Source organism: Desulfatiferula olefinivorans, assembly GCF_054657895.1.
In genome coordinates this window covers 13,305-36,214 of the sequence record NZ_BAAHXV010000011.1, presented here as the reverse complement: position 1 = coordinate 36,214, position 22,910 = coordinate 13,305, and the positions used below count along the sequence as shown (strand labels likewise).

Genomic DNA, 22,910 nt, shown 5'->3' with positions numbered 1-22,910 from the left:
GGGATCACAGCCATTTTTTGCGTTTGAAATAAATCAGAAGCACGATGGCGATCACCGCCATGGCCCCCAGAAAGATGAAATAGCTGTACCGGTAATGCAGCTCGGGCAGGTAGTCGAAGTTGGTGCCGTAGATCCCGGCGATAAAGGTCAGGGGGATGAACAGGGCCGCAAACACGGTCAAAACCCGCATGATATCGTTCATCTTGTTGCCCATGGCCGAGGTGTAGAGGTTCATCATGTCCGAGAGAAGATCCCGGTAGGTGTCGATGGATTCGGCGGCTTCGGTGAACAGGTCGAGCAGGTCCTTCAGAAAGGGCCGGGTGCTCTCCCGGAACATCGAATACTCGCCGTGGGTCAGTTTCAGAATCATTTCCCGGGCCGGGCGGATGGCCTTTCTCAGAAAATTCATTTCCCGCTTGAAGGCGTTGATTTTTTCCATGACAGCCGGTCCCGGCGCTTCGAGTACCTCCTCTTCCAGATCCTCGATGGTCTCTCCGAGTTTTTCGATGATGGCGATGTAGTTGTCCACCAGGGTATCCATCAGGGCATAGGCAAGATAATCGGGCCCCGACGACCGTAGCCTGCCTTTCTGCTTGCGGATCCGGGACCGGACCGGTTCGAACACGTCCCCGGGCTGTTCCTGGAAGGTCAGAAGGCCGGTCTCGGAAAGTACCATGCTCAACTGCTCCGAGATGATCCGGTCCGATTCCGGATCATGGCGCAGCATCCGGAAAATGAAAAACAGGCAGGTGTCGAATTCTTCCAGTTTGGGGCGCTGGCCGGTGTCCAGAATGTCTTCGAGAAGCAGGGGGTGGAGATCGAACCGTCTGCCCGCGTCTTCAACCAGATTCACATGGTGAAGGCCGTCGATGTTCAGCCAGCTGACCGTATCGGATTCGAACCGCGGCCCGACCTCGTCGACGGCCCCGAGGGTTTCTTCCGCGAGGGTAATCTGATCGTAGTCGATCAGCCGGATTCGGGGCGCGTCGACCTTCTGCCGTCCGATGAACACCAGGGAGCCCGGTGACAGGCCCTTGCTCGCCGCTTTGTTTTTCAGGAATCGTGCCATGGTTCGTCTCGTTTGGATGGGTCATGCCGGCCGAGGCCAACCCCCGGAGGGGCAATCAGGACGTTTCGGGGGGGCGTCGACCTGGGCCTCGCAGTATTCGCGGAAGGCCCGGGTGCAGTTCGTTTCAGCAAAGGGGCAGGAGGTCAGGTACTCGATAAAGCTGACCAGCCGGTCCATGGTCGTGTCGTCGATGGCGTGCTCCATGCGGCAGGCCGTTGTGTCCGCCGTCTGCTTGTCGACCTGGAGCACGTTGACCAGAAAGTTTTTGATGACCGTATGGCGCCGCGTGATGGTTTCGGCGATGGACAATCCTTTTTCCGTCAGGGTGATGAACCCGTATTTTTCCCAGTTGATCAGGCCTTTTTTATCCAGGGTCTTGAGGGCGCCGGTGACGGATCCGGGCTGAATGTTGAGCTTCTGGGCAATTTCCTTGCCCCGGGCGACCTTTTTGGTTTTTTCAAGCTCGAGAATCACTTCGAGGTAATCTTCGAGATTTTCGGAAAGATTGAGTTCGTTATCGTCCATGGGACCTCCGCATTAATAAAAAAAGACTAACGGTTAACGGAGGTTAAGTCAACCTCCAATTGTTTGAGGCTAAAATTATGATTGTGCCCGAAAGATAAATTAGGTATACCTCAACGGATTTTATGGTTTGAATCGAGATGATGACCTCGTAAAAAGTCGAGTTTTAGACGGCTTCGTAACATGTTCGAGATCAAGGCTTGCGAAGCCCGAGGAATGAGGCGTACTTGGGGGTACGCCGCAGTGACGAGGGCTTAAGCGTAACGCAGATATCGGACGTTTTTGAAGCCGTCAGGGATGGATGAATGAAAACGTGTAGCGGATGCGCCAGTTGCAACCAATGTGATTGTCAGGCCGAGGTGTTCGACACCCCCATGCGGTGTATGAACGGCGGGGATGCGGACAACCACTGCGGTATCCTGCTTGTGGGCAATGCCAAGGTGGGGAAATCCACCCTGTTCAACCGGCTCTGTCCGCGGAAAGGCGATGAGATCCTGGTCCGAAGCCTCAAACGGCGGGTGGAAAAGGGCTTTGCCGGACGGACGAAGACCGAGATTTTCAATACCCCGGGCATTTTGTCGGTCTTTACCCGAAACCAGGAAGAAAGGGTGGCCCGCGATATTCTGATCCCCGATGCCCTGGACAAGAAAATCGGCCGGATCATCATCGTGGCCGACGCGAAAAATCTCCGCCGCTCCGTCTCTTTGGCCCTCCAGTTCGCCGAATACGATCTGCCCATGCTGTTCGTGGTCAACATGGTCGACGAAGCGTCTCAGAAAGGCATTCACATCGATACGGGAAAGCTGTCGTCGATTCTCGGGATTCCGGTGTGTGAAACCGTGGCCCGAAACGGCATCGGCATCGACCGGGTACTGGCGATGATTCCGCTGATGCAGCGGCCCCAGCCCCTGTCCATGCACCTCAACGACACCGAGGAGTTCATCGACGCCGTACGATCGGTGGTCAAACGGGACTGTCTGTGTCATCGGGCCCTGGCTTTGCAGCTGCTCAACCATGACGCCGGGGTCATGCGCTATATCCGGAGACGGTTCGGCCACGAGGTTCTGAGCGGCCTTATCGACCTGGCTCGGTCGGTCAACGAAAGGTATCAGGAACCCGCTGCGGTTCGTTTCGTCAAGCTGTATGCGCGCAAGGCCGATGAAATCGTCAAACTGGTTCAGGTTCAGGGGACGCCGGCCCATAAAAAAATGTCGACCCGGGTGGGGCAGTTGTGCATGACCCCTCTGACCGGCATTCCCATCGCCGTCTTCGTGATGGGACTGATGTACCTGTTCGTGGGGTCTCTGGGCGCAAGCTTTCTGGTCGACACCATCAATACGGATATTTTCGGAGCCCATGTGATTCCCTGGCTGACCGATCTGCTCGCCCCCATTCCCTTTGCTTTTGTGCGGGGGCTGTTCGTGGACCCGGATTTCGGGATCTTCCCCACCGGGGTGTTCCTGGCCCTGGGTCTGGTGACGCCCGTTCTGCTCTGCTTCTATATCGCCTTCGGCATCCTCGAGGACTCGGGGTACCTGTCGCGTCTGGCCATCCTTCTGGACCGGTCCTTTCAGAAAATCGGCCTGAACGGCAAAGGCATCATCCCTCTGGCCATGGGTTTTTCCTGCGTGACCATGGCGATTCTGACCACCCGGGTGCTGGACACGGAAAAAGAAAAGAACATCATGAGTTTCCTGCTGCTTCTGGGCATGCCCTGCGCCCCGCTTCTGGCCGTGATGCTGGTCATTTTAGACCCCATGCCCGTGTCCGCCACCATTACCGTGTTCGGGATCATCATCACCCAGCTGGTCATCGCCGGGTATTTTTCCAACAAGATCTTTTTTGGCGCCCGGTCGCCCCTGATCATGGAAATCCAGCCCATGCGGTTTCCGCGGATTGCCGCGGTTCTTCAACAGGCCCTGCTCAAAACCTTCTGGTTCATGAAAGAGGCCCTGCCCGTCTTCGTGCTGGCGTCCATGCTGGTCTACGTGGTGGACTACCTGGGCGGCCTGGCCCTGCTGGAGCGCGGGTTGAAGCCGGTGGTCAGCGATTTTATGGGGCTGCCGGAGAAAAGCGTGCAGGTGTTCATCAAAACCCTGATCCGCCGTGAAAACGGGGCCACGGAAATCGAGCATCTGAAAAACCTTTACGACAACACCCAGCTGGTGGTCAATCTTCTGGTCATGACCTTTCTGTCCCCCTGCATCAACGCCACCCTGGTCCTGATCAAGGAACGCGGGATGAAAACCGCCTCGGCCATCCTTCTGGCCGTGATGATCTATGCCCTGTTCATCGGCGGTGTGATCAATCACGGTTGCCGATATTTCGGTATCACCTTCACCTGATGAGGTCAGACCCATGAATGCACCCCGGATCAGCGAAATGCACGAAGAAATCCTTGAATCCCTCTGGAAAGCCGGAGAGACGGGCGAATATCGGCTCGAGGCCGTCCGTCCGTTCTGTGCCGTACCCTTCGAAACCCAGGATGTGCAGGCCCTGGCCGATGCCGGCCTGGTCACCTTGGACGGTGAAACGATTCATCTGAGCGACACCGGCCGTCGGCTGGCGGAACAGATTGTCCGGCGCCATCGCATCGCCGAAGTGCTGGTCAGCAGCGTCCTCAAACACAAAAGTGCAGAAATGGAGCGGATCGCCTGTGAAGTGGAACACAGTCTCCAGCCCGAAGTCGAGGAGGCGATCTGCACCCTTTTGGGACATCCCGAATTCTGTCCGGACGGAAAACCCATTCCCCGGGGCGCCTGCTGCCGGAAACGGGTCCGGGAGGTCAGCCAGACCGTGGTCAGCCTGGCGAAGCTCAATCCCGGCGACAGCGGCAAGGTTACCTACATCAAACCCGCCAGTCACGCCATCCTTGAACAGCTGATCTCCTTCGGCCTGTCCCCCGGGGTGATCGTGACCCTGTCTCAGACCCACCCGGTTTTCTGTGTGACCTTTGAAAACACCGAACTGGCCCTGGACCGGGAAATCGTCAAAAACATCTTCGTCTGGAAAATCGATTGATCTTCATTGTCGTGGCGGCACGGCAATGGAATTGAATATCGATTGCACCCCAATGCCGTTAAATGAACGGTATTGGGGCGTACCCCTAAAGTTTTGTCTCCCGCCTGACGATACGTTCAGTAAATGCTTTTTCCCACATCGATCGCATGACCAGGGTTTTTTGGGTGTCCCGCTGTGGATCACACACGGCGGGACGTTGACCCGTGGTGCCATGGATCGTGATTTCCGGACGGACAGTGAGGTGACATATGCGGGTGAAACGATGGATCATCATGACGGTGGGGCTCGTCGTCGGACTGCTGGCGGGATGCGCCCATACGGAAACGGGCGACGGACGGTTTGTCTCTGCGGACGGAGCAGAAATGCCGCAGGTTTCGGCCCCCCATGCTTCGGCCGACGAGAGTCGGTCGCCGGGATATCAGCCCCCCCCTGCCCGTGCCGTGGTGACGCTGCACGCCGTGGGCCGGGGGATCGCCCCCGTTGACGCCGTCAGTCGCGGCCAGGCCATTCTTCTGGGTGAAGGGGCGGCCCGGGCCGACGGTTATGTGCGGCTGGCCGAGAAAATTCACGGGGTCTATGTCGACAGCTATCGGCATCTGGGGCGCGGAGGAATCGATATCGACATGGTGTACCAGGAAACCCAGGCCTGGCTCCGGGGCGCCGAAGTGATTGAATACAAACAGGTCGAGCACGGGATTTTCGAAGCCCACATGCGGGTCAAGGTGGTTGTGCCCAAGGGACATCCCCTTTACCCCCCGGACATCTGAAAGGACCCGGATCATGAATCGAATCAGCAGACATGCACGGGTAATGATCACAGGGATAGTGCTGGCCCTTTTCGGGTGGCCCCTGACGCTGTCGGCAGCCGGGGTTGAATTCCCCGAGGACGCGTCACGGTCTCTGGTTGTCCGGGAAAAGGACATGCTGGTCCAGGCGGTGACGGAGTATGCACAAAGACTTCATGAATACCGTGAGGACCGGTTGACGCTCAGCGACAACCGGGAATGGCTGGTTATCCGCATGATGCGTTTCGACGATCGGCGACAGCCCGTCCCCCCGGCCATTGAAACGGCCCGGGCACGCATCGATGACGCCCTTTCCCGGATAGCCGGGGACATGGTCCGGATCGAGGCGTTGACCGAAAACCATCTGGAGCGTCTCAGACGCCTGGACAAACGGGTTCTCTCGGAAAACGGCGACAGGCGACCCGAGTGGTGGCGGTTCGATCCGTGGCTTTACAGCCTGATGTATCCGGGGCAAACCCAGCCTCCGGCTGCCCAGGCCGACGAGGCGCAGACGGCGACTGAGGACCGCCTTGAATCCGAGAGCACAGCGGCTTTTTCCTCGCTTCGACAGGATCTTGAAGAGAAAATCAAATCGGTGGAACTCGACGATTGGGTGGCTCTGGTGCCGGACGGCAACGCACTTGCCCTGGACGTTCGGCTGCCCATTCTCTTCGGTGCCGGTAAAAGCGATGTGGCCAACGACTACAAACCCTTTTTCAAGAAACTTTCCTGGCTTCTGAAATCCTATCCGGTGCGGGTGGATGTGGCCGGGTATTCGGACGGCGATTTCTCAGAAACGGCATCGTTCGCCGATCGCATGGCCCTGGGGGCCAACCGGGCGGCCAGGGTGGTCGAAGCGCTGATCGAAACGGGCATGCCGCCGAAAGTGTTCAAGGTGATCAGCGCCGGGGAATACGACGAGGGCAAGGACGATGCGTCCGGTCTCGGACCGGCCATGAAACGCCGTGTGGATCTTCGGGTACATTTCGGCGCATAGTCGCCCATTATTGATGAACTCGTAAAACGTCAATGTTTGGAAGGTTTACGACGCCGTCATTATTGTTTCAGGTTTTCCTTGAATGTTTCCCCCATCGTTGCTAAAGGAATGGGTGTTTCGCTTCGGGCCGGCTTGCCCGGCGCGCATTACTACATTCCCAAGGCCATGCGATGACAGACGTATTCCACCCACCCTGCGAGGATGAAATCGAGCTGATCGACATTCTTCGTATTCTGTATAAACGGAAATGGCTGATTGTGTCCGGCGTTTTGCTGTTCGGCCTTTCGGCTCTTCTGATAAGCATCGCCATGCCCCGGATCTACCGGGTGAGCATGACGGTTCAGCCGGGCATCATGCCTTCCTCCGAAGACGGCCGGCGGGTGATGATCGATTCCATCGAAACCATTGTCGCCCGGATTTCGGCCGGGGTTTATGACGATGTGATCATCGAGCAGGTCTTGAAAGACGAAGGCCCGAACCGGCCCCAACGCCTGGATTTTTCGGTCGACAATCCCAAGCAGTCCGATGTTCTGGTGATCAGTTACGATACCGATCGGCCCGAGGTGGGCGTCACGGTGCTCGATGCCCTGTTCGACTGCCTGAGCCGCCGGGAAAACGATCTGGTCGGCCCCGCCGTGGAACATCTGAATCGAAAAATCACCCTCGATACATTGGAACTCAACAAGAAAAAAGAGATCGAGCAGTCCTACATCGCCGGAGTTGCCGCCATCGACAGACGGATCAGGGAACTCCAGACCGATATCGAGGCCAACGGCAGAAATAACGGACATCTGAACGCCGAACGCGAAAAACTCCTCAAGCGGGGCACCGACGCGGATACCTCCCTGGCCGTTCTTCTTTACAGCAACTCCATCCAGCAGACCATCCAGTTTGTCAACGCCGTCAAACGGGATCTGAACGACCATCAGATGCTGCGCGAAACGATGATGCAGGATGCCATCACGGCGAGAAACGACCAGAAGATGCTGGCCGAGCAGATCGCCATGAATATCCGGCTGCGCGACCATATCGTCTCCATGGCTATGATCCGGAAGCCCGCGGCAGGCCCTGACCCGGTCAGCCCCCGGACCCTGCTTGTCGTGGTGCTGGCGGTGACCGCCGGTTTTTTTGTGATGACTATGGTCAGTTTTTTCTGGGAATACATTCAAAACCATCCTGTGTCGATTGATGACCGTCGAGACGAATCCCTTATATGAGGTGAATCCATGAGCCATGTTCTGGTCACCGGCGCCGCCGGTTTTATCGGGTACTTTCTTTCAAAGCGGCTGCTCGACGAGGGGCATGCCGTTACAGGCATCGACAACCTCAACGATTACTATGATGTGGGGCTCAAGAACGATCGCCTCAAGCAGCTTGAGCCTTACGAAAAATTTACCTTCATCCGCATGGATCTTGCCGATCGCACCGCCATGGAACGCCTTTTTGAAACCCGGTTCGACCGGGTCGTCCATCTGGCGGCCCAGGCGGGAGTCCGCTACAGCCTCGAAAACCCCCATGCCTACGGTGAGAGCAATCTGACCGGTTTTCTTCATATCCTCGAAGGGTGCAGGGCCATTCAGGTCCCCCATCTGGTCTATGCCTCCAGCAGCTCGGTGTACGGCTGGAACGCCAAAATCCCTTTTTCGACCCGTGACACCGTGGATTATCCGGTCTCCCTCTACGCCGCCACCAAAAAGGCCAACGAGCTGATGGCCCACAGCTACGCCCATCTGTTCGGCATCCCCGTGACAGGGCTGCGATTTTTTACGGTTATCGGTCCCTGGGGACGTCCGGACATGGCCTATTACAAGTTCACGAAAGCCATCCTCGAAGGGCGGCCTATCGACGTGTACAACCATGGAAAAATGAAGCGGGACTTCACCTACATTGACGATATCGTAGAAGGTGTGGTCCGGGTCATGGATCATATCCCAGAGGGTAAGCCGGCCCCCTATGCGGTCTTCAACATCGGCAACCACGCCCCCGTGGAGCTGGGCCTGTTCATCGAGGCCATCGAAGAGGCCCTGGGCATCCCGGCGAAAAAAAACATGCTGCCCATGCAGCCCGGCGACGTCCCGGCAACCTATGCGGATATCGACGATCTGACCCGGGCCGTGGGCTTCCGTCCCACGGTGGATATCCGCGAAGGCGTTCGCCGATTCACGGACTGGTACAAGGCCTACACGGGCATAACAAGGGCGGTCTCGTAAAAAAATCAACGTATAGACGGCTTCGTAAACCGTTCGAGATCAAGGCTTGCGATGACCGAGGAATGAGGCGTACTTGGGGTACGCCAAAGTGACAAGGGAAGACGCGTAACGCAGATATCGGACGTTTTACGAAGCCGTCAAAAAAAACTTGAAAAATACCTGAAGATGTGCGTTAATCAAGCCGTTCATTTCATGAACGTCTTGATCCCGAATCGCCCCCAGGCCCTTTCTCAGCGTAGAATCGTGTCCGTCCGTTTGGCGTACTCCTTTCAAGGATGATCGTTTTCCGCGTGACGGCCCCAGGGCGAACGAGGGTTACCAAAAAAAACAACTCATTTCGATGATGCCGGACCCCGTTTCCCGTCCGGCGACCCAAGAGACACCACACAACCGGACGAAGGACAACTATGGATTCTTTAGGCACGAGGCCCCCGTACACGGACGATGAAATCGAACTGATCGACATCCTGAGAATTTTGTGGAAACGCCGATTGCTGATCGGAGTCCTGGTTTTCCTGAGTGTGCTGGCGGCTTTCGCCGTTGTCCAGTTGAAATATCCCAAAATCAAGACCGCCGTCTGTCAGATCAGTCTGAGTTTCCCGGGTATCGAAAATCACAAGAATCCCGACGGTTCGGCCTTTGAAAAAAGCGATATCATTCTGCCCCGGGTCATCGCGGTGGCTCAGGATGATCTCGTCAAAACCTTCGGCGACGAACATGCGGAGACCCTCCACGACATTCTCCAGGTGATCGAGATCATCGAGGTGATTCCCGAGGAGATCTTCAATAAAATCAAGGAAGCGGAAAAAGACAACAAGGAATTTCCCTACCGGGCCACCACCTTCAACGTCAGGGCATACTCCCAGAATTTGACCGATGTCGGCGACGACCTGATGGCGGCCGTTCCCCTTGCGGTGGTCACAAGTTACAAGCGGTATTTCGAGGAACGCTACGGCCTGGAGCCCCTGGTCAAGATCGAGTTCCCGGAGAATTTCGTCGAAACCAATGAGTTTTACGATGTGGTCAATGTCTTTATGACCTATTCGAACAAGCTGCTTGCCTTTCTGAATCGGAAAATCGAAAGCGCCGGCTACTTCAAGTCCGGGACCTCGGGTTACACCTTTGTGGACGTGAAAAACGAGGTCGATCTTCTTCAGGATGTTCATATCAAACCCCTTCAGGCCATTGTCACCAACAGGCGGATGACCCGGGAGATGGATGCGTTGGTCAGCCAGCTTGAAAACCAGATCAGAGGCCTTGAAGCCACCAAGCAGAAAAAGGAGCTGGCCGCGGATGTCTCCCGGACCCTTCTCAAGGAAATGAACAAGGAAAGCCGTGCGGGGGGCGTCCCGCAACGTGCGCTCACCGAAAGCATGGCCGCCGGCATTACCCTGGAATCGGGGCTCTACGATGAAATCCGCAAAAACGATTACCGGTCCTTTCTCCTGAAGTCCATCATCGATGCCGAGGTCGAGGCCATCAACAGCGCCGTGGACATCGAAACCCTCAAAAAGGAAATTGAGAAGATCCGCAAAGAGGAAAAAGACGAAACCCGTACCGAGGCTGTGGTGGTCCGGATGAACCGCGTCAAGGACTACCTGATCCGCTATTCCCGCATGGCCGACGAGATCAATGCAGAATACCTGACGCGGAAAATCAAAAACAGCATCACCGTGATCCGGTCGCCCCTGGTGGAAACCAAAAGGGAGAAGAATATTCGTCTGATCCTGGCGCTGGCTTTGTTCGGTTCTCTGTTCATGGCCGTGTTCATCGCCTTTATTTACGAATACATCAGCAACCATACCGCCCCCCGTCCCCCGGGCGGACGAGGGCTCCCCGAAGGACTGATCGCATCGGAAAGCAATCGAGCCGCCGATCAACGGTAACGGGGTTGTTGGACCTGATCCGCATGCGTCAGGGCTTTATCGCGGCGCATGCGGTTTTTTTATGAGCCGTCTTCCCTGAGCCGTCAAACGTTTACGGCCGTGAAGGGGAAAAGGCTTGCGTTTCGTGGGAAGGCTGTGTTAACAAACTGTTCACTGCCTGAACACACCGGGTGTCACAACGCGGCAAGCCCATGCGCGATAAGACCTGTGACGCCCTGGAAGCGGCGGGCCATGCCCGCGACAATAACCATCGGCACGGGTACGGACCGTTTTTGAAGCAGGTCCGATGCATGCCGTGACGTGCCGACCGCGACGATCGCTGAACGAAACCCACCGCCGAACAGCCGGGCCTGAAACGGCTCTCCGCTGTAATCCACCGGGCGGAGCTGTGTCCGCACGTAGCCATCACTTACGAGCCAACCCCTCTATGGACAGCCGGGAACTCAAAACATTACAGATCCTTGAAGAGATCGAAGGCAATGGTCAGGTCAGCCAGCGGAGCCTGGCCGACAAGCTCGGTATGTCCCTGGGGCTTGTGAACGGATTTGTCCGCCACCTGACCGCCAAGGGCTATTTCAAGGCCAAGTCTCTCCCAAGAAAACGGGTGCGCTATATCCTGACCCCGGAAGGGGCGGCGGAAAAAACCCGTCTGGCCTATGACTATATCCGGCATTCCTACGATCTGTACAAACGATCCTACGCGGGGATCCACACCCTGATCAACACCCTCGTCGACCAGGGCGTTCGGCGGGTCGTCTTTTTCGGAGCCGCCGGCATCGCCGAAATGATCGTCCAGGATCTCACCCGGACACCGATTGAGCTGGTGGGCGTCATCGATCACGCCCGCCTGGGCCAGACAAGGTTCGGCCATACCGTAACGGGCCCGGACGGCTTTTCGTCGATGGCCTTTGACCGGGTGATCGTTACCGCCTTCGACAATGAGCATTATTCCCTCGAAACCCTTCATAACGCGGGCGTCGACCGGCGCCTCATCGTGACCCTTGACGGTCACGTAAGAAATCAAATGTCAGACGGCTTCGGAAAACGTTCGAGGTCAAGGCTTGCGAATCCCGAGGAATGAGGCGTACTAAGGGTACGCCGCAGTGACGAGGGATGACGCGTAACGCAGAGATCGGACGTTTTCCGAAGCCGTGTACCCGAAGGAGATGACATGAAAAAAGCCTTGATCACAGGCATCACCGGCCAGGACGGAGCCTACCTGGCCGAATTTCTGCTGGACAAAGGCTATGAGGTCCACGGCATCAAACGACGGGCTTCCCTGTTCAACACCGATCGGATCGACCATCTGTACCAGGACCCCCATGAAAAAAGCCGCCGGTTTTTTCTTCATTACGGAGATCTGTCCGACTCGTCCAATCTGATCCGCATCATTCAGCAGGTCCGGCCCGACGAACTCTATAACCTGGCCGCCCAGAGTCATGTGGCGGTGTCTTTTGAGTCGCCGGAATACACGGCCGATGTGGATGCCCTGGGAACCCTGCGGCTTCTCGAAGGAATCCGTATTCTGGGTCTTGAAAAAAAGACCCGGTTTTACCAGGCGTCGACCTCGGAACTATACGGAAAGGTTCAGGAAATTCCCCAGACCGAAACCACGCCGTTTTATCCGCGCAGTCCCTATGCCGTGGCAAAGCTTTACGCCTACTGGATCACGGTCAATTACCGGGAAGCCTACGGGATGTATGCCTGCAACGGTATTCTTTTCAACCATGAATCGCCGGTGCGCGGGGAAACCTTTGTGACCCGGAAGATCACCCGGGCTCTCTCGCGGATCAAGCTGGGCCTTCAGGATCGCTTGTATATCGGCAACTTAGACGCCCTTCGCGATTGGGGCCATGCCCGGGATTACGTGGAAATGCAGTGGCTGATGCTCCAGCAGAACGAACCGGACGATTATGTGATCGCCACGGGTGTGCAGCATTCGGTCCGCGAATTCATCACCCTTGCGGCAGACAAGCTTGCCGTTCCTGTCCGCTGGGAAGGGAAAGGCGTCGACGAAAAGGGCATTCACGGCGACACGGGCCAGGTCATCGTGGAGGTGGACCTCCGGTATTTTCGTCCCACCGAGGTGGAGAACCTGCTCGGCGATCCCGCCAAGGCCCGAACGAAACTTGGCTGGGAACCCCGCATTTCTCTGGATACGCTTGTGGCCGAAATGGTGGAGCGGGACCTGGAACAGGCCCGGAAAGATCATCTGTGTCAACGTCATGGCTTTGCCACATGCGATTACAAGGAATGATGGTCGACGGGTGAACAAAGACGGGACAATCTATGTGGCCGGGCATCGGGGTCTGGCCGGTTCGGCCCTCGTCCGCCGGCTTGAGGCCGCCGGATATCGTCACATCATCACCCGGACCCACCAGGAACTCGATCTTGAAGATCAACAACAGGTCCGGGCCTTTTTCGAGGCGGAAAAACCTGAGTACGTGTTTCTGGCGGCGGCCAAGGTCGGGGGCATTCTGGCCAACAACGCCTACCCGGCCGATTTCATATACAAAAACATTCTTATCCAGACCCATGTCCTTGACCAGAGTTACCGCGCCGGTGTAAAAAAGCTGCTCTTTCTGGGATCATCCTGCATTTATCCGAGGCTCTGCCCCCAGCCGATCCGGGAAGCGTCTCTGATGACCGGCCCCCTCGAGCCCACCAATTCGGCCTATGCCGTTGCAAAAATATCCGGCATTGAAATGTGCTGGGCCTACAACCGACAGCACGGAACCCTCTTTATTCCGGTGATGCCCACGAACCTTTACGGCCCCAACGACAATTTTGATCTCGAAACCTCCCACGTCCTGCCGGCCCTGCTTCGAAAATGTCACGAAGCCAAAGCAGGAGGCACTGACGCCATGACGGTCTGGGGTACGGGCGCCCCCATGCGGGAATTCCTCTATGTGGACGACATGGCCGACGCCTGCATCCATCTGATGAAGATGGACGCGTTTCACGGCGTCTCAAATGAAACGCCCCTGTTCAACATCGGCACGGGTCAGGATGTGACCATCCGGGACCTGGCCGAGCGAATAAAAAAAGTGGTCGGTTTCAGCGGTGACCTGAAGTGGGATACGACCAAACCCGACGGCACGCCCCGCAAATGCCTGGACGTCAGCCGGATGACCGCCCAGGGCTGGACCTCCCGCACGACCCTTGACGAGGGTCTTGCCAAAACCTACCAATGGTATTTAACCCATGATGAACTCGTAAAAAGTCATCAAAGGATGGCAAAGAAAAAAGTTTGAGTTCAAGGCGTCGCGAATCCCGAGGAATGAGGTGTACTAAGGGTACGCCGCAGTGACGAGGGATGACGCGCAACGCAGACACGAAGTGAAGCTTTAGCGCTAAATCGGACTTTTTACGAAGCCATCAACCCATAACACATCACGTAAGGATTGATCATGATTACCATCGAAACAACCCGGCTCGCCATTGTCGGTCTCGGCTATGTGGGACTGCCCCTGGCCGTGGAATTCGGAAAGAAAATTGCCGTCACCGGCTTTGATATCATCCAGAGCCGTATCGATGAGCTTGAAAAGGGCATCGATGCCACCCTGGAAGTCGAACCCGAGCTGTTGAAACAGGCGGTCCATCTGACCTACACCGCCACCCTCGATGACCTCAAAGCCTGCAATGTGTTTATCGTCACCGTGCCTACCCCCATTGACGACCACAAACGGCCCGATCTGACGCCCCTGGTCAAGGCCAGTGAGAGCCTGGGCAAGGTTCTGAAAAAAGGAGACGTGGTGATCTACGAATCCACGGTGTATCCCGGCGCCACCGAAGAGGTCTGCGTTCCCCTTCTTGAAAAGGTGTCCGGCCTGACTTACAACACCGATTTTTTTGCCGGGTACAGCCCCGAGCGCATCAACCCCGGTGATAAAGAGCATCGGGTGACCAACATCCTCAAGGTGACTTCGGGTTCCACCCCCGCCATCGCCGAGTATGTGGACACCCTGTACAAAATGATCATCACCGCAGGCACCCACAAAGCCAGTTCCATCCGGGTGGCCGAGGCGGCCAAGGTCATCGAGAACACCCAGCGGGACCTGAACATCGCCCTGATCAACGAGCTGGCCATCATTTTCAACAAGCTGGGCATCGATACCGAAGAGGTGCTGCTGGCCGCAGGCACCAAGTGGAATTTCCTGCCCTTCCGCCCCGGTCTGGTGGGCGGGCACTGCATCGGGGTTGATCCTTACTACCTGACCCACAAGGCCCAGGAAATCGGCTATCATCCCGAAGTGATCCTGGCGGGCCGACGGATCAACGACGGCATGGGCGCTTACGTGATCTCCCAGGTGGTCAAGGAGATGATCAAACGAAAAATTCATGTGGACGGCGCCCGGGTGTTGATCATGGGCCTCACCTTCAAGGAAAACTGCCCGGATCTTCGCAATACCCGGGTGGTCGACATGGTCAAGGAACTGTCCGATTACAACGCCCGTGTGGATGTGTACGATCCCTGGGTCAATCCCGCCGAAGCGGTTCACGAATACGGCATCACGCCCATTGAAAAACCGGAAAAGGGCGCTTACGACGCCGTCATCCTCGCCGTGGCTCACCATCAGTTCAAAGACATGGGCGTTTCCGCCATCCGCGCGCTGGGTAAAGCGAGCCATGTGCTCTACGACATCAAATACGTCCTTCCCGCCGAAGAGAGTGACGGACGCTTGTAGGTTTTACTTAAGACTTTGATGGGCAGGCTTTGCTTTGCCCATCTTCTAAAGGCGACTCATGGTAGGATGGGCAAAGCAACGCGTGCCTATCAACTGGAACAGCGATTCTTTTTTAACCCAACCTCATAGGGTTTTGTTGATAACCGTGGATGCGTATCCTGAAAAAAAGTACGAAGCGTGTGCTCGGGAGAAAATTCTCGAACTGTTCCGTGATACAAATGCCCGGATTTTTCTCTTCGGTTCACGGGCCCGGGGTGATGCCCGGCGGGGCTCCGATGCAGACATAGGCATTGAAGGTGTCCCTGACGACATCTTTCGCAGGTTAAAAATAAGGTTTGGCGAATTCTGGGAGCAAAGCCGGATTCCCTTTCATGTCGAACTGGTCCATTTTGATCGGGTCGACCCGGATTTCAGAAAACAGGCACTCAAGGATGTTGTGGTATGGAAGGTCGGCTGACATACAAACTCGTTCAGCTCCGGGATGCCCTGGATAATTTCGAAGCGTCTTTATCCATCGATACCGATTCCTTGGATGAAACGATTGTTGACAGCATTAAAAGCGGCAGAGTCCAGAAGTTTGAAGTCTGCACCGAGCTGATCTGGAAGACGTTGAAGGTCTATCTGCTGGAAACAAACGGCATTGACGCCAAAAGCCCCAAGTCCGTGATCAAGGCGTTTTACAACATCGGTTCACTGACACTTGAGGACTATGAACAACTCATGGACGCCGTTGATGACAGAAACAGTGTCAGTCATATCTACAATCAGGATCAGTTTGAAGAGATCTACCGACGTGCCGTCCAAAGGCTCTCCTTGTTCAGGTATGTCCTGAAACAAATGATGGTACCATAACCGTTTAAAAAAGAGTTAAGCCCATGTATCAAACACTGAGAAAAGAATTGGTGGCCAAAAAATCCACCTGGCTCGTCACCGGTGTGGCCGGATTCATCGGCTCCAACCTTCTGGAACATTTGCTGACAATGAATCAGCGTGTGGTGGGCCTCGATAATTTCGCCACAGGCCATCAGCGGAACCTCGATGAAGTCAAAACCCTGGTCGGCGAGACGGCCTGGGGTGATTTCACCTTTATCGAAGGCGATATCCGTGACCCGGAAACCTGCAAAAAAGCCTGCGAGGGCGTCGATTATGTGCTTCACCAGGCCGCCCTGGGCTCCGTTCCCCGGTCCATCGAAGATCCGCTGACCACCAACGCCGCCAACATCACCGGATTTTTGAACATGCTGGTGGCGGCCCGTGACGCCAAAGCCAAACGCTTTGTCTATGCCGCATCCAGTTCGACCTATGGCGACCATCCCGCCCTGCCCAAGGTGGAAGGCGCCATCGGCAAGCCATTGTCTCCCTATGCGGTGACCAAGTACGTCAATGAACTCTATGCCGAGGTTTTCGCGCGGACCTATGGGTTCAAGAGCATCGGCCTTCGCTACTTCAACGTCTTCGGCCCGCGCCAGGATCCGGACGGCGCTTACGCCGCCGTCATCCCCAAATGGGTGGCCGGTTTTCTGAACAAGGAGCCGGTCTATGTCAACGGGGACGGCGAAACCAGCCGGGATTTCTGCTACGTCGAAAACGCCGTCCAGGCCAACCTGTTGGCCGCCACTACCGATAACCCCGACGCCGTCAACCAGGTCTACAATGTGGCCGTGGGCGGGCGCACCAGCCTGAACACCCTGTTCGACGAAATCCAGAAACGTCTTCTATCCCGGGTGCCGGACCTTGCGGCAACCCGCCCCGTCTACCGGGATTTCAGACCCGGTGACGTCCACCATTCCCAGGCAGACATCACCAAAGCCGCAAACCTTTTGGGCTACGCCCCCACCCATGACATCGGCGCCGGTCTGGAAGAGGCCATGGACTGGTACGTGGGCTTTTTCAGTCGGAACCAGTAAAAATATCCACAGATTACGCAGACTCCCGCAGATTAAAAACGAAAGTTCACCCCCAATAATCTGTGTTAATCCGCGTAATCTGCGGACAAAAACTATAAAATCAATCTGTGTTAAATCCCTGTAATCTGCGGATGAACCAATACCCATGACCCTTCCCTTCGACGTGATCCATCTTGGCGGTGAAACCACCGTGACCGGGTCGTCCCATCTGATGCTGCTGCCGCACGGGGTGACGATTATGGTGGATTGCGGCTCCGCCATGGGCGATGACAGGGCAACCCCCCTGTCGGACATGCCGGTCAAGGCCTCGGCCATCGATTATCTGCTGATCACCCATGCCCATATCGACCACATCGGCCGCATACCGGAGCTGATCGAGGCGGGGTTCTGCGGCGAAATTCTCTGCACCCACGGCACCAAAGCCCTGCTCGGACCCATGCTGGATGACGGACTGTCCTTTTCCGATCGGCCGGAGAAGGACAGGCAGCGTTTGATGAAAGCGATTGACGATCTGTCCTGGGGCTTTGAATACAATGAAACGTTTGCCCTGAAAAAAGGCATTACGTTCACCTTCGGCCATGCCGGTCACATCCTGGGATCATGCTTCATACGGTTCGGGTTCACCCGTCCCGACGGGGATCCGTTCTCGGCCGTCTTTTCAGGCGATCTTGGAAACATCGACACACCGCTGCTGCCTGATCCGGACACCCCTGACGCCTGCGACCTTCTGGTTTTAGAATCCACTTACGGCGATCGCCTTCATCCGGATCGGACCCACCGCACCGAAGCGCTCGGCGCTATCCTGAACAAGGCCCTTGCAGACGGCGGCAAGGTGTTCATCCCGGCTTTCGCCCTGGGACGGACCCAGGAACTGATCTACGAAATAGACCGGCTCAAGTCCGATCGTAGCATCGATCCGGACATCCCCGTGTTTATCGACACCCCGCTTGGCCTCGAAATCACCCACATCTATGCGTCACTCAAGGAATGCTGGGACAACGAGGCCCGTAATCTTCTCAGACGCGGCGATCACCCCCTGGAATTTGAAAACCTCTACGCCGTGGAAAACCATCATCATCACCGTAAACTCCTTGACCTGCCCGGACCGGCCGTCATCATCGCCGGCAGCGGCATGCTGACCGGCGGACGCATCCTGTCCCACCTGGAACGAAACCTGGATGATGCACGAAACGACGTGCTCTTTGTAGGTTATCAGGCCAAAGGAACACCGGGCCGGGCCCTTCTTGAAACGGCGCATACACCAAACGGTCGGATCCGACTCGACGGACAGACCGTTCCCGTGAACGCCGGCATCCATGTCCTGGCCGGCTTTTCCGCCCATGCCGATCAGTCCGGTCTGGTCCGTTTCGTTGAATCCATGCCCGAAAAACCCGGCGCCATCAAACTCGTCCACGGCGAAGACAAGGCCCGCGACGCCCTAAAATCAGTCCTGTGCGCCAAAGGCCATCACGTTGTTTGATCTTTTTTTGGTCGGCTATAACCATTGAAATCAGAGGCTATAATACGACATGATTCCGATCAACATTGATGAAATAATCAAAGCCGGTGAGAATTCCAGGGTCGAATTCAAGTCAGTCCGGTTTCACAGTGACTTCCTGGCCAAAGAGGTCGTGGCTTTTGCCAATATGAATGGGGGTGATATCTATGTGGGGATTTCAGATCAGGGTATGATCGAGCATGTTGATAAAGGCGTCGAAGAAAGAATTGTCAATATCTGCCGAAACACCATTCAACCCTCCATTATTCCGGAAATCACCTCGTACGTTGTTGAGGGTAAAAAAATTTTGAGGGTGACGGTTGAAAAGGGAATGCACAAACCTTACAAAGTCAAGACGAGCAACCGGTTTTACATAAGAGCGGGATCTGTATCCATCGAACCAAGCAATGAAGAACTTATAAGGCTTTTTCAAGATGGGCAGCACCTTCATTTTGAGGTTTCACCGGTGGTTGATTACACAACGAAAGATTTTGATCTTTTGCGATTCCGAGATTATGTGGAACGCCATCGGGGGCTTTCGTTTGAAGAAAATGAGTTGGAACAGTTTCTTTACAACCTGCAATGTGTCGATGAGCAGAATCGCATAAGCGTGGTCGGCCTTCTTTTTTTTGGAAGCAATCCTTCACGGTATCTACCCCAAAGTGGAATTGAAATGAACGCGTTTGACGGTGTCGATACCGCTTCTGACCTGCTGGATTACCAGAGTAATGAATGCACCCTGGTGGATTGTATTTCTTTGGGGGTTTCCTTTGTCCAAAAGCATTCAGCGACAAGGGTGATGTTTGATCCGGATACTGGAAACAGGATCGAAAAAAAAGAATTTGAAACATTTGCCATACGGGAAATCATCGTCAACGCCTTTATGCACAGAGACTGGTCTGTTTTCGGACAACGGATTCGCATCAATCTTTTTAAAGATCGGGTGGAAATTTTTTCGCCGGGCGGGTTGCCCAATACCTTGAATCTCACGCGGGCCCTTTCGGGCATCTCCTATTACAGAAACCCCATCGTTTCGCAGATGCTTAAAGATTACAAACTGGCCGATCGGGTGGGGCGCGGACTTCAAGCCGTGGTAAATCATTACAAGACAAACGGACTGAAAGCCCCTCGTTTCGAAGACGAAGCCGATTACTTCAGGGTAACCCTGTATCGGGCAGAGTGATAACACCAGATTAAAGAGAGAAAAAAACAATAATCCGTGTAATTTCTTGAAAAAACGATGAAAGATGCCGAACATACAGGATTATCGGGGCTGCGATGGAGGTTCACAAGGAACTTGGTTCCGGATTTCTGGAAGCTGTCTATCAAGAAGCGCTTGAAACAGAATTTGTATTCCATGAAATTCCATTCAAAGCGCAACCTCTTGCGATGTAATCAGCCCACAGATAACGCAGTTTACCGCAGATTAAAAAAACAATAAACCACTCCAGAATAATCTGTGTTAATCCGTGTAATCTGTGGACAAAAAAAGTGACGTGAATTGGGAATCCGTACCGGTTTGACTTTTTGAGTGAGATGGCATAAAGTGATTGCATATTGAAACTATATAATGCCATTGCATGGGGAAGGAGCGTGTATGAAGGCGCTTACAATCAGGGGTGTCGAGCCGGAAGTCTCTGAAAAATTAAAAATAATCGCGGCAAAACAAGGTAAAAGCGTCAATCAGTTGATGCTTGAATTTATAAAGAAAAATCTGGGTCTTGAAAAAGAAAAACAATATTCTCGTGAATACCATGATCTGGATGATCTCTTCGGCACATGGTCGGATGACGAATATGAGAATATCCAGGGGAGGATCAACGGCGAACGTCAGATCGATCAGGAGTTGTGGGATTGAAGAAGGTCCTGATCGATACCAATATTTATTCACTGGCCATGAAAGGTGATCAGGCCGTGGTTGAGGCATTGCGTCAGATTGATGTGATCGGAATTTCAACGATAAGTATTGGTGAACTATATTCCGGATTTACGAATGGCATCAGGGAAGCAAAGAACAAAGGGGAGCTTGCTTTTTTTCTGGACTCACCCAGAGTTGTCGTTCATGGAATTGATGTTGAAACCGCAGAATTTTATGCGTTGATACTCAATAATCTAAAAAAAGCAGGTACCCCCATCCCCACCAATGATATATGGATTGCAGCTGTTTCATTTCAGCACGGCTATAAACTGTTTACCAAAGACAAGCATTTTAACGCAGTTCAAGGTTTGTTTCTGATAAATTGAGCCTAAGCCGCCGATTCAATAAAGAGAGGCCACCCAGAATAATCTGCGGACAAAAAACAAAAAGATCATCCACAGATTGCGGAGATTCCCGCAGATTAAAAAGCGAAAGACCCCCCCAAAATAATCTGTGTTAATCTGTGCAATCTGCGGACAAAAATGATGGTCTCATAAAAAAAGTCAAATCTTAGACGGCTTAGAAAAACGTTCGAGGTCAAGGCTTGCGAATCCGTAAGGAATGAAGCGTAACGCAGAGATTCGAACGTTTTACGAAGCCGTCTTTGATTACATCGAACTGTGAATGAAATGGTTATCGATTTGAAACGAGGCATCTAAATCTCCAGAATAGTCTGTGCTAATCCGTGTAATCTGTGGAAAAAAATAAACTCTAACGGGTCTCCTAACATGGTATACGAAATAAACAGCAGCAACGTCACCCGTCACAAATCCCTGATCGATAGAACCGACCGCGAACGGCTCCATGGTCATAAAGGCGCCGTTATATGGTTTACCGGCCTTTCAGCGTCAGGAAAATCAACCCTCTCCCATCTGGTCGAAAAAGAGCTTCACAGCATGGGCTGTTCGACTTATGTTTTCGACGGGGATAATGTCCGTCACGGCCTCTGCGGCGATCTCGGCTTTTCCGAAAAAGATCGAGAAGAAAACATCCGCCGCATCGGAGAAATGGTCAAACTGTTCGTCGACGCTGGTGTCATCGCCCTGACCGCCTTCATCTCACCCTTCCGAAAGGATCGGCAGCGAGTAAGAGATATGGTCGGGGATGATCGTTTCATCGAAGTGTTTGTGGATTGCCCCCTTGAGGTTTGTATTCAAAGAGATCCCAAAGGGATCTATCAAAAGGCGCTTAAGGGCGAAATTAAGGATTTTACGGGGATTTCGTCCCCGTATGAGCCCCCGGAAAAACCCGAAATTGTGATTAGGTCTGATAAGGAAGAATTTAGTGAATTTGCTAAACAAATTGTTGATTTTGTTAAAAATCCGGGAATTTTTTTTAGTTAATATTTTTCAGGAGGGATATATGAAGTTTAACAAATTTTTTTCAGGTTCAAATTCTGGACACTGTTACATCATAGCTGAAGCGGGTTTAAATCATAACGGATCCATTGAAATTGCAAAGAAACTAATTGATGTTGCAGCAATTGCGGGAGCCGACGCTGTGAAGTTTCAGAAACGCACGGTTGATGTATTGGCTGTGAAATCAGTCTTAGATGCTCCCGATGATCGTTTCCCTGAATTTGGAAAAACTTATCGTGAGATTCGAGAACACCTTGAATTTAATTTTGAGCAATACAGGGAATTAAAGAAATACTCTGAGTTGAAAGGCCTGGATTTTATTGTGACAGCTTTTGATACTGATGCTGTAGATTTTCTTGAAGATTTAGGAGTAGAAATATATAAGCTTGCCAGCCACAGTTTAACAAATATTGAACTATTGGAATATCTTGCGAAGTTGAAAAAAAAGACAATTTTGTCAACTGGGATGTCGGATATAAAAGAAATAGATACAGCAGTTGAAATATTTCAAAATAATAACGCTCAATTAATGTTGCTTCATTGTGTGTCAGCATATCCGACACCTTTAGATGAATGTAATCTGCAAATGATTAAAGTACTTGAGGAAAGGTATAGATTACCTGTTGGTTATTCCGGACATGAACTTGGTTACCTTCCCTCTGTTATAGCTGCAGCAATGGGGGCAAAAGCGATTGAACGGCACTACACTATAGATAAAAATATGATAGGTTTTGACCATAAAATGTCGCTTGGGTCGGATGAGTTTATTGCCATGGTTCGTGATATTCGCAGTGTGTTAAAAATTAAGGGGAATGGAGATAAATTTGTTTCAAAGACAGAAATGATTACAAGAGATAAATACCATGTGTCAATGGTCTCAAAAAAAGAAATTAAAGCAGGGACAATTCTTGATAAGAGTATGATTTGTTATCGTAACCCAGGTACAGGTATTCATGCTAAAAATTCACATAAAATTCTTGGAAAGAAAGCAGTTAAGGATTTACCGGAAGATATTCTTCTAACAAATGAGATGTTTAAATAAGGAATGATT

24 protein-coding genes are annotated in these 22,910 nt (G+C 53.6%); 21 read left to right on the top strand and 3 right to left on the bottom strand.

From position 1 onward, the window contains the following. Nucleotides 1-4: 4 nt before the first annotated feature. Both corA and ACYQ11_RS09870 read right to left on the bottom strand, forming a co-directional pair. Nucleotides 5-1,069: a magnesium/cobalt transporter CorA gene (corA, locus tag ACYQ11_RS09875; RefSeq protein ID WP_459923607.1), complete on the bottom strand. Its 1,065-nt coding sequence runs from the start codon at nt 1,067-1,069 to the stop codon at nt 5-7. A gap of 21 nt (nt 1,070-1,090) precedes the next feature. Next, the gene (locus ACYQ11_RS09870; RefSeq protein WP_459923606.1) at nt 1,091-1,594 is read right to left on the bottom strand and encodes a metal-dependent transcriptional regulator; all 504 of its coding nucleotides are present in this window, start codon (nt 1,592-1,594) and stop codon (nt 1,091-1,093) included. Between the two features lie 302 nt (nt 1,595-1,896). On the opposite strand from ACYQ11_RS09870, the gene ACYQ11_RS09865 reads away from it, so the two are divergent. The 7 genes from ACYQ11_RS09865 to ACYQ11_RS09835 all read left to right on the top strand — a co-directional run bounded on the left by ACYQ11_RS09865 (nt 1,897) and on the right by ACYQ11_RS09835 (nt 10,490). Next, entirely contained in the window at nt 1,897-3,936 is a 2,040-nt protein-coding gene (locus tag ACYQ11_RS09865; protein WP_459923605.1) for a FeoB small GTPase domain-containing protein, read from the top strand. A 13-nt stretch (nt 3,937-3,949) separates the two neighbouring features. After that, nucleotides 3,950-4,612, top strand: coding sequence for a metal-dependent transcriptional regulator (locus ACYQ11_RS09860; protein ID WP_459923604.1), 663 nt, complete (start codon nt 3,950-3,952; stop codon nt 4,610-4,612). A 254-nt stretch (nt 4,613-4,866) separates the two neighbouring features. After that, nucleotides 4,867-5,379: a hypothetical protein gene (locus ACYQ11_RS09855; RefSeq protein WP_459923603.1), complete on the top strand. Its 513-nt coding sequence runs from the start codon at nt 4,867-4,869 to the stop codon at nt 5,377-5,379. Nucleotides 5,380-5,392: 13 nt separating this feature from the next. After that, nucleotides 5,393-6,394 (top strand): OmpA/MotB family protein, encoded by a 1,002-nt coding sequence (locus ACYQ11_RS09850; RefSeq protein ID WP_459923602.1) that lies wholly within the window; start codon nt 5,393-5,395, stop codon nt 6,392-6,394. Nucleotides 6,395-6,564: 170 nt separating this feature from the next. Beyond that, nucleotides 6,565-7,611 (top strand): Wzz/FepE/Etk N-terminal domain-containing protein, encoded by a 1,047-nt coding sequence (locus tag ACYQ11_RS09845; RefSeq protein ID WP_459923601.1) that lies wholly within the window; start codon nt 6,565-6,567, stop codon nt 7,609-7,611. A gap of 9 nt (nt 7,612-7,620) precedes the next feature. Continuing rightward, entirely contained in the window at nt 7,621-8,604 is a 984-nt protein-coding gene (locus tag ACYQ11_RS09840) for an NAD-dependent epimerase (RefSeq protein WP_459923600.1), read from the top strand. A 407-nt stretch (nt 8,605-9,011) separates the two neighbouring features. Next, a complete protein-coding gene (locus ACYQ11_RS09835) occupies nt 9,012-10,490 on the top strand; it encodes a GumC domain-containing protein (RefSeq protein ID WP_459923599.1) in 1,479 nt (492 codons plus the stop codon). Between the two features lie 173 nt (nt 10,491-10,663). Here ACYQ11_RS09835 and ACYQ11_RS09830 read toward each other — a convergent pair whose 3' ends face one another. After that, complete coding sequence (locus tag ACYQ11_RS09830; RefSeq protein WP_459923598.1) at nt 10,664-10,867, bottom strand: hypothetical protein; 204 nt, start codon at nt 10,865-10,867, stop codon at nt 10,664-10,666. A gap of 50 nt (nt 10,868-10,917) precedes the next feature. Here ACYQ11_RS09830 and ACYQ11_RS09825 point away from each other — a divergent pair, with 50 nt between their 5' ends. The 14 genes from ACYQ11_RS09825 to ACYQ11_RS09760 all read left to right on the top strand — a co-directional run bounded on the left by ACYQ11_RS09825 (nt 10,918) and on the right by ACYQ11_RS09760 (nt 22,901). Beyond that, a complete protein-coding gene (locus tag ACYQ11_RS09825) occupies nt 10,918-11,571 on the top strand; it encodes a winged helix-turn-helix transcriptional regulator (protein ID WP_459923597.1) in 654 nt (217 codons plus the stop codon). Nucleotides 11,572-11,661: 90 nt separating this feature from the next. Beyond that, the gene (gene gmd / locus ACYQ11_RS09820; RefSeq protein WP_459923596.1) at nt 11,662-12,747 is read left to right on the top strand and encodes a GDP-mannose 4,6-dehydratase; all 1,086 of its coding nucleotides are present in this window, start codon (nt 11,662-11,664) and stop codon (nt 12,745-12,747) included. A 10-nt stretch (nt 12,748-12,757) separates the two neighbouring features. Next, nucleotides 12,758-13,744: a GDP-L-fucose synthase family protein gene (locus tag ACYQ11_RS09815; protein WP_459923595.1), complete on the top strand. Its 987-nt coding sequence runs from the start codon at nt 12,758-12,760 to the stop codon at nt 13,742-13,744. A 156-nt stretch (nt 13,745-13,900) separates the two neighbouring features. Then, on the top strand, nt 13,901-15,178 hold the full coding sequence (tviB, locus tag ACYQ11_RS09810) for a Vi polysaccharide biosynthesis UDP-N-acetylglucosamine C-6 dehydrogenase TviB (RefSeq protein WP_459923594.1): 1,278 nt from the start codon (nt 13,901-13,903) through the stop codon (nt 15,176-15,178). Nucleotides 15,179-15,236: 58 nt separating this feature from the next. After that, nucleotides 15,237-15,635 (top strand): nucleotidyltransferase family protein, encoded by a 399-nt coding sequence (locus tag ACYQ11_RS09805; RefSeq protein ID WP_459923593.1) that lies wholly within the window; start codon nt 15,237-15,239, stop codon nt 15,633-15,635. Then, nucleotides 15,620-16,030 (top strand): HI0074 family nucleotidyltransferase substrate-binding subunit, encoded by a 411-nt coding sequence (locus ACYQ11_RS09800; protein ID WP_459923592.1) that lies wholly within the window; start codon nt 15,620-15,622, stop codon nt 16,028-16,030. Before ACYQ11_RS09805 ends, ACYQ11_RS09800 begins: the two co-directional genes overlap by 16 nt. Before the next feature lie 23 nt (nt 16,031-16,053). Then, nucleotides 16,054-17,085 (top strand): NAD-dependent epimerase/dehydratase family protein, encoded by a 1,032-nt coding sequence (locus ACYQ11_RS09795; RefSeq protein WP_459923591.1) that lies wholly within the window; start codon nt 16,054-16,056, stop codon nt 17,083-17,085. A 145-nt stretch (nt 17,086-17,230) separates the two neighbouring features. Then, nucleotides 17,231-18,565: an MBL fold metallo-hydrolase RNA specificity domain-containing protein gene (locus ACYQ11_RS09790; protein WP_459923590.1), complete on the top strand. Its 1,335-nt coding sequence runs from the start codon at nt 17,231-17,233 to the stop codon at nt 18,563-18,565. A 49-nt stretch (nt 18,566-18,614) separates the two neighbouring features. Next, nucleotides 18,615-19,766: an ATP-binding protein gene (locus ACYQ11_RS09785; protein ID WP_459923589.1), complete on the top strand. Its 1,152-nt coding sequence runs from the start codon at nt 18,615-18,617 to the stop codon at nt 19,764-19,766. Nucleotides 19,767-19,846: 80 nt separating this feature from the next. Then, a complete protein-coding gene (locus ACYQ11_RS09780) occupies nt 19,847-19,978 on the top strand; it encodes a GxxExxY protein (protein ID WP_459923699.1) in 132 nt (43 codons plus the stop codon). 202 nt (nt 19,979-20,180) lie between these two features. After that, nucleotides 20,181-20,441 (top strand): antitoxin, encoded by a 261-nt coding sequence (locus ACYQ11_RS09775; RefSeq protein ID WP_459923588.1) that lies wholly within the window; start codon nt 20,181-20,183, stop codon nt 20,439-20,441. Further along, nucleotides 20,432-20,827 (top strand): type II toxin-antitoxin system VapC family toxin, encoded by a 396-nt coding sequence (locus ACYQ11_RS09770; protein WP_459923587.1) that lies wholly within the window; start codon nt 20,432-20,434, stop codon nt 20,825-20,827. The genes ACYQ11_RS09775 and ACYQ11_RS09770 overlap by 10 nt, the downstream gene beginning before the upstream one ends. Before the next feature lie 402 nt (nt 20,828-21,229). Beyond that, entirely contained in the window at nt 21,230-21,844 is a 615-nt protein-coding gene (cysC, locus tag ACYQ11_RS09765; protein ID WP_459923586.1) for an adenylyl-sulfate kinase, read from the top strand. Between the two features lie 19 nt (nt 21,845-21,863). Beyond that, the gene (locus tag ACYQ11_RS09760) at nt 21,864-22,901 is read left to right on the top strand and encodes an N-acetylneuraminate synthase family protein (RefSeq protein WP_459923585.1); all 1,038 of its coding nucleotides are present in this window, start codon (nt 21,864-21,866) and stop codon (nt 22,899-22,901) included. Nucleotides 22,902-22,910 lie beyond the last annotated feature (9 nt).